Origin of the sequence: Streptomyces sp. NBC_01003, assembly GCF_045162695.1 — a bacterium.
Taxonomy (GTDB): Bacteria; Actinomycetota; Actinomycetes; order Streptomycetales; family Streptomycetaceae; genus Streptomyces.
The window spans coordinates 1,567,238-1,580,634 of sequence record NZ_CP108707.1 but is presented as its reverse complement, the minus strand read 5'-3'; the positions used below and the strand labels follow the sequence as shown (position 1 = coordinate 1,580,634).

Annotated in this window: 11 protein-coding genes; 4 read left to right on the top strand and 7 right to left on the bottom strand. The window is 71.0% G+C overall.

The window, feature by feature from the left end:
• The first annotated feature begins 18 nt into the window (after positions 1 to 18).
• From OG698_RS07365 to OG698_RS07350, 4 genes are all read left to right on the top strand, one after another.
• On the top strand, positions 19 to 1,416 hold the full coding sequence (locus OG698_RS07365) for an FAD-dependent oxidoreductase (protein WP_406110898.1): 1,398 nt from the start codon (positions 19 to 21) through the stop codon (positions 1,414 to 1,416).
• Complete coding sequence (locus tag OG698_RS07360; RefSeq protein WP_406102161.1) at positions 1,413 to 2,672, top strand: NAD(P)/FAD-dependent oxidoreductase; 1,260 nt, start codon at positions 1,413 to 1,415, stop codon at positions 2,670 to 2,672. The genes OG698_RS07365 and OG698_RS07360 overlap by 4 nt, the downstream gene beginning before the upstream one ends.
• Before the next feature lie 418 nt (positions 2,673 to 3,090).
• Positions 3,091 to 4,164, top strand: coding sequence for a LamG-like jellyroll fold domain-containing protein (locus OG698_RS07355; RefSeq protein ID WP_406102160.1), 1,074 nt, complete (start codon positions 3,091 to 3,093; stop codon positions 4,162 to 4,164).
• Positions 4,165 to 4,217: 53 nt separating this feature from the next.
• Positions 4,218 to 6,341 carry a PQQ-dependent sugar dehydrogenase gene (locus tag OG698_RS07350; RefSeq protein ID WP_406102159.1) on the top strand — a complete coding sequence of 708 codons (2,124 nt, stop codon included), beginning with the start codon at positions 4,218 to 4,220 and terminating at the stop codon, positions 6,339 to 6,341.
• 77 nt (positions 6,342 to 6,418) lie between these two features.
• On the opposite strand, the gene OG698_RS07345 is transcribed toward OG698_RS07350, so the two are convergent.
• The 7 genes from OG698_RS07345 to OG698_RS07315 form a co-directional block, all read right to left on the bottom strand.
• Complete coding sequence (locus tag OG698_RS07345) at positions 6,419 to 7,492, bottom strand: mechanosensitive ion channel family protein (protein ID WP_406102158.1); 1,074 nt, start codon at positions 7,490 to 7,492, stop codon at positions 6,419 to 6,421.
• 225 nt (positions 7,493 to 7,717) lie between these two features.
• Positions 7,718 to 8,233 carry an NUDIX hydrolase gene (locus tag OG698_RS07340; RefSeq protein ID WP_383089773.1) on the bottom strand — a complete coding sequence of 172 codons (516 nt, stop codon included), beginning with the start codon at positions 8,231 to 8,233 and terminating at the stop codon, positions 7,718 to 7,720.
• Positions 8,234 to 8,262: 29 nt separating this feature from the next.
• On the bottom strand, positions 8,263 to 9,273 hold the full coding sequence (locus OG698_RS07335; RefSeq protein WP_406102156.1) for a Gfo/Idh/MocA family protein: 1,011 nt from the start codon (positions 9,271 to 9,273) through the stop codon (positions 8,263 to 8,265).
• Entirely contained in the window at positions 9,270 to 10,286 is a 1,017-nt protein-coding gene (locus tag OG698_RS07330) for a Gfo/Idh/MocA family protein (RefSeq protein WP_406102155.1), read from the bottom strand. Before OG698_RS07330 ends, OG698_RS07335 begins: the two co-directional genes overlap by 4 nt.
• Before the next feature lie 42 nt (positions 10,287 to 10,328).
• Complete coding sequence (locus OG698_RS07325; RefSeq protein WP_406102154.1) at positions 10,329 to 11,162, bottom strand: carbohydrate ABC transporter permease; 834 nt, start codon at positions 11,160 to 11,162, stop codon at positions 10,329 to 10,331.
• Positions 11,155 to 12,123: a carbohydrate ABC transporter permease gene (locus OG698_RS07320; protein ID WP_406102153.1), complete on the bottom strand. Its 969-nt coding sequence runs from the start codon at positions 12,121 to 12,123 to the stop codon at positions 11,155 to 11,157. The genes OG698_RS07325 and OG698_RS07320 overlap by 8 nt, the downstream gene beginning before the upstream one ends.
• On the bottom strand, positions 12,123 to 13,394 hold the full coding sequence (locus tag OG698_RS07315) for an ABC transporter substrate-binding protein (protein ID WP_406102152.1): 1,272 nt from the start codon (positions 13,392 to 13,394) through the stop codon (positions 12,123 to 12,125). Before OG698_RS07315 ends, OG698_RS07320 begins: the two co-directional genes overlap by 1 nt.
• Positions 13,395 to 13,397: the final 3 nt, after the last annotated feature.

The window sequence follows — 13,397 nt, the reverse complement described above, 5'->3', positions numbered from 1 at the left end:
CTGTCCCCCAAAGGGCAGATGCCCGCGCCCTACGACGTGGCGGTCGTCGGCGCCGGCGTCGTCGGTACCGCCATCGCCCGCGAACTGGCCCGCCACCCACACCTGCGCCTTGCTCTCGTGGAGGCGTCCGGCGATGTCGGCGACGGCACATCCAAAGCCAACACGGCGATCCTGCACACCGGTTTCGACGCCGTGCCCGGCTCCCTGGAGTCCCGCCTCGTCAGGGAGGGCCAGCGGCTCCTCTCCGCCTACGCGGCCGAGTCCGGAATCCCCGTCGAGCCCGTCGGCGCCCTGCTCGTCGCCTGGGACGACGACCAACTGAACGCACAACCCGGCTTGTTGGAGAAGGCCCGGCGCAATGGATACGACGCAGCGCGGATCATCGGCGCCGACGAGACCAGGGCCCGCGAACCGCAGCTCGGCCCCGGAGTCCTCGGCGCTCTCGACGTCCCGGGCGAGAGCATCATCTGCCCCTGGACGACCACATTGGCGTACGCCACCCAAGCGGTGCGGTCCGGTGTCGACCTGCACCTCAACTCGCGGGTGGAGGCGGTCGGTTCGGACGGCGCTGATCATATTCTGGCCACGTCGCGCGGCGCGCTCCGGGCGCGGTTCCTCGTCAACGCCGCGGGGCTGAACGCCGACGTTCTCGACCGGCTCGTCCTTGGGCGCCGGGACTTCACCGTCACCCCGCGCCGCGGCCAGCTCATCGTCTTCGACAAACTCGCCCGCGACCTGGTCCGGCACATCCTGCTTCCGGTGCCGACCGCGCTCGGCAAGGGCGTCCTCGTGGCGCCGACCGTCTACGGCAACGTACTGCTCGGCCCGACCGCCGAGGACCTCGACGACAAGGCGGCCACCGGCACGACGGCGGACGGAGTCGACGGGCTCCTCGCGAAGGGGCGCCGCATCCTGCCGGCCCTGGTCGACGAGGAGGTCACTGCCGTGTACGCGGGCCTGCGCGCTGCCACCGAGCACGACGACTACCGCATTCGCTGCCACGAGGAGCGGCGCTACGTCACCGTGGGCGGCATCCGCTCGACCGGGCTCACCGCGTCGATGGCGATCGCGGCGCATGTCGCGGGCCTCATCGCCGAGGCGGACCCCGGTCTCGGCCTCAAGGAGCCGGTCGACCTGACGCCCGTTCACATGCCCAACCTGGGCGAGGCCTTCCCCCGCCCCTACCAGCGCGCCGACCTCATCGCGACCGACCCCGCGTACGGCACCATCGTCTGCCACTGCGAGCGCGTGACCCGGGGCGAGATCAGGGACGCCCTGATCAGCACGGTCCCCCCCGCGTCCCTGGAGGGCCTGCGCCGCAGGACCCGGGCGCGGGGCGGCCGGTGTCAGGGGTTCTACTGCGGGGCGGCCGTGCGCGCACTTCATGAGGGGCGGGGCGAGTGGGGGCCGGAATGACGCGGCGACAGCGGAGCGTCGACGTGGTCGTCGTCGGCGCGGGGCCCGCCGGGCTCGCTGTCGCCCGGAGTCTTGCCGAGGACGGCGTGGGGGTGGTCGAGGTTCTGGAGCGGGAGGCGGTGGCGGGCGGCGTGCCGCGGCACTGCCACCACCGCGGTTTCGGTCGGTGGGGCGTGACCGGGCCGCAGTACGCGGCCAGGACCGTCGAGGCCGCGCTCGGCTCCGGCGCACGCGTGCGGACCGGCGTCACCGCCACCGGCTGGGCGGGGCCGCTCACCCTGGACACCACTGGCCCGCTCGGGCTCGAACGCATCACCGCACGCGCCGTCGTCCTCGCCACCGGTGCGCGCGAACGCCCGCGCAGCGCACGCCTCGTACCCGGCACACGGCCCGCCGGAGTGCTCACCACCGGCGAGCTCCAGCAGGCCGTCCACCTGCACGGACAGCCGGTCGGCAGCCGCGCGGTCGTCGTCGGCGCCGAACCGGTCAGTTACGCGGCCCTGTCCGCCCTGCGCCGCGCCGATGTCACCGTCGCCGCGCTCACCACCGAGGAGCCGCGCCACCAGCTGGGCCGGGCGCGGGCGGCGGCGGCCCGTATCGGTCACGGCGTCCCCGTACTCACCGGCGCGACCGTGGCCGAACTCCTGGGCAGGGGGCGGGTATCGGGTGTGCGGCTGCGGCATCGTGACGGCCGGCTGACGACCGTCGACTGCGACACCGTGGTGTTCACCGGAGACTTCGTGCCGGACCACGAGCTGGCGCGGCGCGGGGGAGTGGCACTCGACCCCGGGACGCGGGGGCCCGCCGTGGACGGAGCGTTCCGTACCGGCGTCGAGGGTGTCTTCGCCGTGGGGAATGTCCTGCACGCGGTGGAGCCGGCGCTGTGGGCGGCCCGCGAGGGCGCTCTCGCGGCCGACACCGTACGCGAGTTCCTGGAGGGTGCGGGCCCGGCGCCGGGCGGACCCGCGATCGAGGTCGCGGCGCCCCTGCGCTGGGTGGCGCCGAACCGGGTGGCCCCGCAGGTGCCGGTGGACGGCTTCGTCCTGCGGACGGCGGAGGTGCTGGCACGGCCCGTCCTGGTGGTCACGCAGGACGGCCGCAGACTGCACCGCCAGTACGTACCGCGCGGCGCGCTCCCCCATCGCAGCCTGCACTTGGCGGGCGCATGGACGGGAAAGGTCGACGCCACGGGCGGACCGGTCCGGATCACGGTGGGCGGGCGCAGGGGACATCGGGCCGGGGCGTCTTCGGCGTGATGTGCGTCGGTTCATGACGTACGGGGGCTGGGGTACCGGCTCGGGCACCGGGGTGGCTTCGGATGTCGCGTCAGCCGGGTGGTGGCTTGGGTGCCGGGCCGCTTCGGGCGTCGCGTCGGCGGGGTGAGGGCTTGGGTGTTGGGCCTGCTTCAGGCATCGCCCTGCCGGGGTGCCGGCGGCTCGGGCGTCGGCCCCGCCTCGACGCCGCGCGCTTGAGCGCCACGTCCCCGGTCACCCCCGCCCCCGAAGCGCACGTCGCGAAGAACCCGCTCGGACCGACCTTTGAAAAATGGCGCGGACACGCCCATTGTCAGGGTTGCGGTGAGGGAGTTACATGGTGCCCGCACGTGACGAAAGCGCTTTCTGTCGGTCGGGGGACCCCGGTCGGCAGCCCCCTTCGTTGCCGCTCGGAGGCCGTATGAGACTGCCCCGCACCAGACGCACCGCCATTGCCCGAACCGCCGTCGGCGCCCCGCCCGAACCACGCGTCCGGCGCACCCGATCCCCCCGTCGCACCCGACGCACCGCACTCACCGCCGTGGCCCTCGCCTCGGTCGCCGTTCTCGCCGCCGCAGCGCTTCCCGCGCAGGCGAGCGGCCCCGCCGCCAAGGTCCCCGCGCAGGCCAACGGGCGTGCGGAACATGGACCGTTGCGCTCCCACGCAGTGGCCGCTTACGACTTCGGGCACCCCGATCCCGCCGATCCCGCGAAGGAGCGGGACCTCGGACGCTCCCGCACCCCGCTCACGCTCATCAACGGCGGCGCCGCGATGCGCGTCGCCGACGAGGCCTACCCGGGCAGCTCACCCGCCCTCCAGGTGCGTCAGCAGAACCCGGCCACGGCCGGCAACGACGACTGGAAAGCGGGTACTTGGAACGAGTCCGGGGTCGGCTCCCTCGGTGCCTTCAACAGCGCCAAGGCCGCCACCGTCATGGGCTGGTTCAAGATGACGGGCGACAACCCCACCCTCAACTCCAACACCGCCAACCCCACCGACCGCTACGGAGCGATCGGACTCGCCGGGGTGCTGTCCGGCACCAGCGACGGGCACGCCGTGCGCGCGCTGCTCGAACTCATCCAGGTCAATGGCGAGTTGAAGCTCGTAGCGCTCGGCCGCCGCCTCGACAGCGGCGCCTCCCAGACCTTCGCCGCCTCCGCCGACTGGCAGAAGGTGTTGCCCCGAGGCGAGTGGGTCCATCTGGCCGCCACCTTCGACTTCCGCGACGGCACGATGGCCCTGTACCGCGACGGCAAGCCTCTCGACGGCTTCTACGTCACGCCGGGCGACCCCTGGGAGCTCACCACCACACCGGCGCCGCACCGCGCCTCGCCGACCGACCCGCGCGGCATCAAGATCGGCGGCAGCTTCCCGCAGAACACACGCGAGAACAACGCCTGCGACTGCCGCATGGACGATCTCCTCTTCTTGGACCGAGAAGTGACGGCAGGTCAGGTCGGTGCCGAGTACCGCCGCATGACGAGGGGCCACTGACGCCTCGTACCCCCGCTTCTTCCCAGCCGTACTCGCCATTCGAAGGGACCCGCATGGCAGCACGACGCAAGAATCCAAGACTCTGGGCGGCCTTCGCCGTCACCGCAACCCTGGCGCTCGGCGCACTCGCCGCGCCCTCGCACGCCGACGAGCCCGCTCCCACCGCCGCGACCGCGGGCCTCAGCGACCCGATCCCGGACAAGCCCGCCCAGTCGAGGACCGGCCTCGTTCTGACGGAATACGCCCAGTTCCCCAAGTCGGAGCCGGTCCCGGCCCCGACGGACCCGCGTCTGATGCGGCACGCCAGGATCAACACCATCAATGAACTCCCCGACGGTTCGGGCCGGATGGCGACCCCGGACCTCAACGGGACGCTCTACCTCACCGACCCCGGCAGCGCCGGCGCGGACACCGGCGGTACCCCGCACCCGTACCTCGACGTGAAGGGCGCCTTCCCGAACTTCTTCTCGGGCCGAGGCCTCGGCCAGGGCTTCGGATACGCCGCGTTCCACCCGCAGTTCGGGGAGAACGGCCGCTTCTACACCATCCACACCGAGCTCGCCTCCCAGGTCACGCAGGCCCCCGACTTCAAGCAGGCGGGCACCACCACCTACCACGGTGTCATCACCGAGTGGACCGCCGACGACCCGAAGGCCGCCGTCTTCCACGGCACCCACCGCGAGGTCCTGCGCATCGGCTTCACCGGCCAGGTGCACGGCATCCAGCAGATCGACTTCAACCCGACCGCGGGGCCCCACGACAAGGACTACGGGCTGCTCTACCTCGCCGTCGGCGACGGCGGCCAGGGCGTCGGCAACAGCGAACCGCAGAACATGGCGCTCCCGCACGGCAAGCTCCTGCGCATCGACCCGGCGGGCCGCAACAGCGCCAACGGCAAGTACGGCATCCCGGCCGGCAATCCGTTCGTCTCGACGCCCGGCGCCCTCGGCGAGATCTACGCCGTCGGCATGCGCGACCCGCACCGCTTCAGCTGGGACACCGGCGGCAGCCACCGCATGTACCTCGGCCACATCGGCGAGCACGCCATCGAGTCGGTCTACGAAGTGAAGGCCGGCGACAACTTCGGCTGGAGCGAACGCGAGGGCCCGTTCCTCTTCGACAAGAAGACCACCGACCCGTGCGCCCGCATCGCGCCGCTGCCCGCCGACGACGCCAAGTACGGGTACACGTACCCCGTCGCCGCGTACGACCACGACCCCGGAGCCGACTGGGACTGCCGCTCCGACGTGGGCCGCGCGATCGCTGGAGGCTTCGTCTACCGCGGCAAGGACGCGCCCGAGCTGCGCGGCACATACATCTTCGGGGACCTCGTCGACGGGCGGATCCTGGCCGCCGACACGCAGGACATGCGCCGCGGCGCCGGTCTCGCGCCCCTCAAGTCGCTGATGCTGTTCGACCAGGCCACCGGCAAGAAGGTCACCATGCGCGACCTCGCCGGGGACCAGCGCGTCGACCTGCGCTTCGGCACCGACCTCGCCGGTGACCTGTACATCGTCTCCAAGGCGAACGGCAAGGTCTGGAAGGTCACCGGCACCCGCACCTTCGCCGACTGCAAGGTGGGCAACACCCCCACCACGCACACCACCGGCGCGGACAACTGGGCCCCGGTCACCCCCGCCAAGTGGGAGTTCACCCGGCGAGAGACCGTCCTCACCGAGCCGGGCGTCTCCCGCCCCGGCCCGCGCCGCCCCTTCGAGTACGCCGTCCTCACCGCGGGCCCGCGCTACTCGGACGTGACGATCGAGGCCGAGGTACGCATCGACACCCCGGTCGACATCACCAACCGGGACGTCATCGTCGTCTGGGACTACAACTCGGATACCCAGTTCCAGTACGCGCACCTGTCCAGCGACAACAGCATCTACCCGCACAACGGCCTGTTCACCGTCAACAATGCGGACCGCCTCCGCATCGACGACCAGTGGAACGGCACCTACGGCGCGCCCCCGGCCATCAAGGACGCCGCCTGGCACAAGGTCCGTCTCACGCACTGCGCGGACACCGGCGAGACGGCCGTCTACATGGACGGCAGCCGCACACCGCTGATCACGGGCACGGACCCGGTGTTCTCCTCGGGCCGCGTGGGCTTCGGCTCGTTCGACAACAACGGCCGGATCCGGAACCTGAAGGTCACGGGGACGGTGGCGCGCGACTGACCCGGCGGGGTCGGGAGCACGTGTGGGGGAGCCGGTCCGCTGTCCGGACGGACCGGCTCCCCCTGGCTGTGCCGTCGTTACGGAATCGGCGGTGCGCCCTCGCGCTGGTGCGGGATGGCCACCGCGCCCTGCTGGAGTGCCACCGTCCGCGTGGGCGCCGGTATCCGGATGCCCTCGTCCCGGTACCGGGCGTGCAGGCGCTTGATGAACTCGTGCTTGATCCGGTACTGGTCGCTGAACTCGCCGACGCCCAGGATCACCGTGAAACTGATCCTGGAATCCCCGAACGTGTGGAAGCGGATGGCCGGTTCATGGTCGGGGACGGCGCCGGTGATGTCGACCATGACGCTCTCGACAACCTCGGCCGTGACCCGCTCGACGTGCTCCAGATCGCTGTCGTAGCCGACGCCGACCTGGACGAGCAGCGTCATCTCCTGCTCCGGGCGGCTGTAGTTCGTCATGTTGGTGGAGGCGAGCTTGGCGTTCGGGATGATGACCAGGTTGTTGGAGAGCTGACGCACCACCGTGTTGCGCCAGTTGATGTCGACGACGTAACCCTCCTCGGCGCTGCTGAGCCGGATGTAGTCGCCGGGCTGCACGGTCTTGGAGGCCAGGATGTGCACGCCCGCGAAGAGGTTCGCGAGGGTGTCCTGAAGCGCGAGCGCCACCGCGAGACCGCCGACGCCCAGGGCGGTCAGGAGCGGGGCGATGGAGATGCCCAGGGTCTGCAGAACCACGAGGAAGCCCACCGCGAGCACCACGACCCGCGTGATGTTCACGAAGATGGTGGCCGACCCGGCGACCGCGGACCGCGACTGCGCCACGGACCGTACGAGCCCGGAGATCACCCGGCCCGCGGTGAACGTGGCGACGAGGATCAGCAGCGCCGTCAGCGTCACGGTGACGTTGTGCCGGGTCCGGGTGGTGAGCGGCAGCGCGGAGGCGGCCACAGCGACACCGGCGGCGACCGCCGCCCACGGCACGAGGGAGCGCAGCGCGTCCACGATGACGTCGTCGCCACCCCAGCGCGTCCGGTCGGCCCGCACGCCCAGCCAGCGCAGCATCATGCGCAGGAGCAGCCCGGCCGCGAGCCCCGCGGCGATCGCGATCCCGGCCACGATCAGATCGTCGGGCGTCATCGTGCGGTTCACCGGCGGCCTCCCGCGCCGTGACCGAGGTCGTCGTACGCCGCCGGGAGCGGCCGTATGTGATGAGTCGTCACCTTGCTACCTGCTTGTCCGTAAGTGGTGCTGCCGCGCCTGCACCGACGCGCCGGGACATCCTGCCGCACGCGTCGACGTGCACGCGCGCGGGGGATGACCCTCACCTGCGTCAACGGGGCGGACGCCCGGCCTTGCGCCACGCGCCGCCACCCGTCAGCGCGCCGTCCCCGGCCCGTTCTCTCGGCCCAGCGCGACGTACCGCGCGTGCGCCTCAAGGGAGTCCGACACGAACGGGTACTGACGCATCGCGTTCGTCAGGCCGGCCTCGGTGAGCCAGTCGTGCCAGACGATCTCGGAGGGGAGCGGCGCGACCGGACCGTCGACGGTGACCTCGTGCACCCCGAGCCAGTACGGGCTGATCTCCCCGCGGCACAGGTACTTGAAGACGAAGCGGACCGGCGCCGTGACCCCGAGTTCCTCCGACAGCTCGCGGGCCGCCGCGGCCTCGTACGACTCGCCCGCGTCGACACCCCCGCCGATCAGCCAGTTGTACCGCCCGGGGAACCGCGAGACGTGCGGCGCCCGGCGATGCACCAGGATCCGCCCAGCCGGGTCGCGGCACACGACCGTCGCCACCCGGTGCAGCCACCCCTCGCGGACGGCCGCGCCCCGGTCCACCGTGCCGAGTACGCGGTCCTGTTCGTCCACGCGGTCCACCAGTTCGCTCATACGGCCACGATGGCAGACGCGGCCGGACGTCACCGCACCGGCACTGCCCTCCCCTCGGCCGCGGACCGGTACGCCGCGGTGACGATCCGCAGGGAACGCAGCCCGGATTCGCCGTCCGTCACGCTCGTCCCGCCGTCGCCCCCGTACAGGAACGAGTGGAGCATCAGGGCGTCCAGGTTGACGCCGTAGGGCAGTTCGAAGGGCGCGCGGGACGACTCGCTGAAGCCGTGGACCTTCTGGTCGAAGGCGTCCATCTCCAGGGTCGCGCGGTCGCCGATCACCTGCATCTGCAACCCGCCCCAGGCCGGGTGGTGTTGGGGCTGGCTCCAGCTGCAGTCGATCGTCGCGACCGCGCCGTTCGCGTACTCGACCGTGACGAGCCCCGCGGTGTCCGCGTCGACCTGGCCCTCGTGGAGCACGTTGTTGACCTGTGCATACACCGTGGTCGCCGGGGACGCCTCGAAGAGGTCGTCCAGGAGGTCCGCGATGTGCACGGTGTGGTCCATCAGGGCTCCGCCGCCCGCGAGTCGGGGGTCGGCGAACCAGCGGCGCCGGGCCGCCGGCAGATAGCCGTTGTTGGCGCCTGACACCGCGAGGACACCGCCCGCCGTGCCCGATCGCACGGCGGCGCGGACCGCCGTGTAGGCCGGGCTGAAACGGACGGGGTGCGCCACCGCGAGCCGCACGCCTGCCGCGCGGCACGCCTCGACCATCGCCGCGCCGTCCTCCTCCGTCGTCGCGAGGGGCTTCTCGCACAGCACGTCCACGCCGTGCGCCGCCGCCAGCTCGACGAGGGGCCGGTGGCGGACGTTCTCCGAGCAGACGACGACCTTGTCGGGGCCCCAGGCGAACAGCTCCTCGTACGAGTCCGCGTAGGCCACCCCGAGCCGGTCGGCGAACTCCCGGCCGCGGACCTCGCCGGGCGCCGCCAGATCCGTGTCCGGGTCGGCCGCGAGGACCTCGACGCCTTCCATCCCTTCGAGCAGGCGGGCGAACCCGCCCGCGTGGACATGCGCGAACGACAGCACTCCGACCTTCATCGGGCCGCCTCCTCGGAGATCTTGAGTTCCACGGGCTCGCCGGTACAGGCCGAGGCCGCCGCCGCTTCCGCGATCCGTACTGCCTCGACGCCGTCGCGGGCCGTCACCCGGGGAGCGGGCCCGCCTTCCACGGCACCGGCGAACTCGCGCAGCTCGGTGAGGTACGGGCTCTCCGTCATCGGGCTGCCGGGAATGCCCTCGCCGGGCGGGCGCGTGCCCTGGGCGAGGATGCGGAACCCGGGCAGTGCCGTCGAGTCGTGCTCCAGGATCCCGTCGGGCCCCGCGACGCGGAACGTCGTACGGAACTGGAGATCCGGCAGGCCCCACACGCCGAGGACATGGCTGATCGCGCCCGACGCGTGGGTCAGCACCGCCGTGCCGACCGCGACGTCACCAGGCTTCGCGCCCGGCTCCTGGCGCCCGCGCAGCCGGGCGTGGACGCGTACGACGTCGCCCGCGAGCATGCGCGCGAAGTCGAGGTCGTGGATCATCTGGTCCATCAGGATGCCGCCGGACAGCGCCGGGTCGGAGAACCAGGGCGCCCACACCGGATAGGCGCCCGAGCGGGTGAAGCGCAGTACGGCAGGGGTCCCGATGGCGCCATCGGCGACGGACCCGGCCATCGCCGCGTACGCGGGAAAATAGCGGACCACGTGCGCCGGGAACAGCAGGACGCCCGCCGCCTCGGCCGCGTCCGCCATCTCGGCGGCCTCGGATGCGGTGAGCGCGAGGGGCTTCTCGCAGATGACGTGCTTGCCGGCGGCGATCGCGGCGAGGGCGAGTTCCCGGTGCGTGAAGGTGGGCGTGCAGATGTCGACGACGGTGGAGCGGTCCAGGAGACCGGCCAGGCTGTGCGTGGCGCTCACGCCGGACTCGGCGTATTTCGCGGCGAGTTTCTCCGCGTTCCCGTCCGTGGACAGGATGGTGACGCGTGCGCCCAGCTCGATCCACGCGGGCAGATGGGCCCGGGCGATGCCGCCCGCGCCGATCAGACCCACATCGAGGCGTGTCATGTCGTTCCTTTCTGGAGACGGGGGTTCAGCCCTGCCTGCGACTCAGCCCTTCGTGCCGCTCTGGGCGATGCCCTGCACGAAGTGCCGCTGGAGGAAGAGGTAGAGGACGATCATGGGCAGGCTCGCGATGAGCGAACCCGCCATCATCACGGGGTAGTTGGTCTCGAACTGGCCCTCCAGGGACGTCAGGCCCGCGCTGATCGGCATCTTCGCCGGATCGGTGTTCACGACCAGCGGCCACAGGAGGTCGTTCCACGACCACATCGCCGTGATGACCGCGAGGGCGGCGAGCGCCGGGCGGATCAGCGGCAGCATGATCGACCAGAAGATCCGGAAGGACCCGGCGCCGTCGATGCGGGCCGCCTCCTCCAGCTCCCTCGGCAGCGCCATGAAGAACTGCCGCAGGAGGAAGGTCCCGAAGGCGCTGAACATGCCGGGCAGGAACAGCGCCGGCGTCGTGTTGAGCAGGCCGAGCCGCTGGATGATGTCGTACTGCGGCAGGATCAGCAGCGACGACGGTACGAGCAGCACCGACAGGAACAGCGCGAAGAGGACGTTCTTGCCGCGGAACCGCATGCGGGCGAAGGCGTACGCGGCGAGCGAGCAGAAGACGAGCTGTCCCGCCGTCCGGGCCACGGTGTTGACCACGCTGTTGCCGAGCATCTCACCGTACGGCATGGCAGTGAAGACGTCTTTGAAGGAAGCCCAGTTGATGTGCTCGGGGAAGAAGGTCGTCGGGACATGGACCGCCTCCGGCAGGGTCTTCAGCGCCGTGAGCAGCTGCCACAGGAACGGGAAGACCATCACCAGGGCGCCCAGCGACAGCAGTGCGTGCGTGGCGACGGAGCCGGGGCGGACCCGGGAGCGCTCAGGCATAGTGCACCCACTTCTTCTGGAGCCGGAACTGGACGTAGGTCAGCGCCGCCGTGAGCAGCATCAGGACGAACGCGAGGGCGGCCGCAGCGCCCTGGTTGTTCTGCTGGAAGGCCCACTGGTAGAAGAGGCTCACCACGGACTGCGTGGAGCCGAGTGCCGGGTTCGTGGGGCTCATCATCACGTAGATGAGGTCGAAGAGCTGCAGTGAGTTGATCACGCAGATGACCGCGGCGAAGAAGATGCTGGGGCTCAGGAGCGGCAGCGTGATCCGGAAGAAGCGGCGCACCGGGCCCGCCCCGTCCAGCTCCGCGGCCTCGTAGTAGTCCTGCGGGACGGCCTTGATCCCCGCGATGAAGATGATCAAGTAGTAGCCGATGCTCTGCCACACCAGGACGAGCCCGATGGCCCACAGTGCGGACGACGGGTCGGACGCCCAGAAGTGCCGGGAGACGCCGAACCACGACAGGATCTCGTTCAGGAGGCCGAAGTTGCCGTTGTACAGCCAGTTCCAGACGAGGCCGACGGCCACGGGCAGGGTGACGAACGGGATGAAGTACAGGGCGCGGTAGACGCCGACACCCCGCAGGCCGCGTCGGTTGAGGAGGGCGGCGACGGTGATCGAGATCGGCAGCGTGACGAGGCCGATCGCCCCGTACAGGAGCGTGTTGCCGAGCGCCCGCCACACCGTCACGTCGCGGACGACGCGCGCGTAATTGTCGCCGCCCACCCAGGAGTTGCCGCCGAAGGGCCCGAAGGACGTGAAGCTGTAGCCGAAGGTCTGGATCATCGGCCAGATGTAGAAGACGAGGAACCCGACGGCGATCGGCGCGATGAACCCGTACGCCGCTTTCTGTGTACGGGAGTTGGGGCCCCGCGCGGTGCCGTCGCGGCCCGCCTTCGTGCGCGGCTTCCTGATCCGGCCCTCCGCCTCGGCGGCGGCGGTCGACGGGAAAACGGCCATCACTTGTCCTCCTCGTCGAGCGCCCGGTCCATCTGCCGGCCGAGCGTCCGCGCGGCCGACTCGATGCTGCCCTTGCCGCTGAACGGCGCGCCGAGCAGCAGATATTCGAGGTCCTCCCACACGGCTGTGTTCCTGGAACTCGGGTACGGGACCGCGTGGTCGAGCATGTCGATGAAGACCTTGAGGTCGAACTCGGGCATCGACTTGAGCCAGGCGTCCTGTGTTCCCGTGTACGAGGAGATGGTGACGCCGCCCTTCGACTGGATCTGGGCCGCCTCGCGCCGCGCCAGGAAGTCCACGAACTTCCAGGCAGCCTGCTTCTTACGGGACTTGGCGCTCACCACGTTCGCGAGACCGTGGATGACGGTGGCCCGCTCCCGGCCCTTGGGGAGCACGGCGACACCGCCGTGGTCCTTGATCGCGGGCGTGGCGTGCATGAAGGACGCCATTGCCGACAGGTCGTAGTTCATGGCGACCTGCTCGGACAGGAACAGATTGCGGCCCTTCACGTCCGCCATCGCGCTCTGCGGCGGTGACCAGCCGCGGTCGACGAGATCGGTCCACAAGCGCAGCCCCTCGACGGAGCGCTCGTCGCCGAAGCCGGATCGCCCCCCGCGCAGGACGTAGCCGCCCGCGCCGAAGATCGACGGGTAGAAGTTCTTCTGCCGGTCCATCTCGGCGGCGATCCCGTACACGCGGGTCCGCGGGTTCGTCAGCTCGCGTGCCGCGTCCCGTAGGTCGTCCCAGGTCCAGGAGGCGTCCGGGTAGCCGACACCGGCCTTGTCGAACAGGGCTTTGTTGTACCAGAGCCCGACCGTGTCGAAGTCCTTCGGAATCCCGTACTGCTTGCCGTCGTACGCGTACAGCTTGACGAGCGCCTCGGGGTGCCGGCCGAGCGGGGTGCGGTCGCGGGCCGCGTACGGGCCGAGCGGCTCCAGGACGCCGTTCGCCGCGTACAGCTGGATGTTCACGGCGTTCATCCAGAACACGTCGGGCGCGGTCCCGCCGCGCATCGACGTCCTGAGCGTCGTCCAGTACGAGGACCAGGGCGTGACCTGGATGTCCACGGAGACGTCGGGGTTCTTGGCCTCGAACGCCTTCACGATCTGCTGCATGCCCGCGAGCTGGGCCGGGTCCCAGATGCCGTACGAGATGGTGGTGCGGCCGCCGCCGCCCGACGAGGTGGAACCGGAAGCCCCGCCGCCGCTGTCGCACGCGGCCACGAGGGGCGTGGCCGCGAGCGCACCGGCGAGAAGCGTTCTCCTGCGCATACG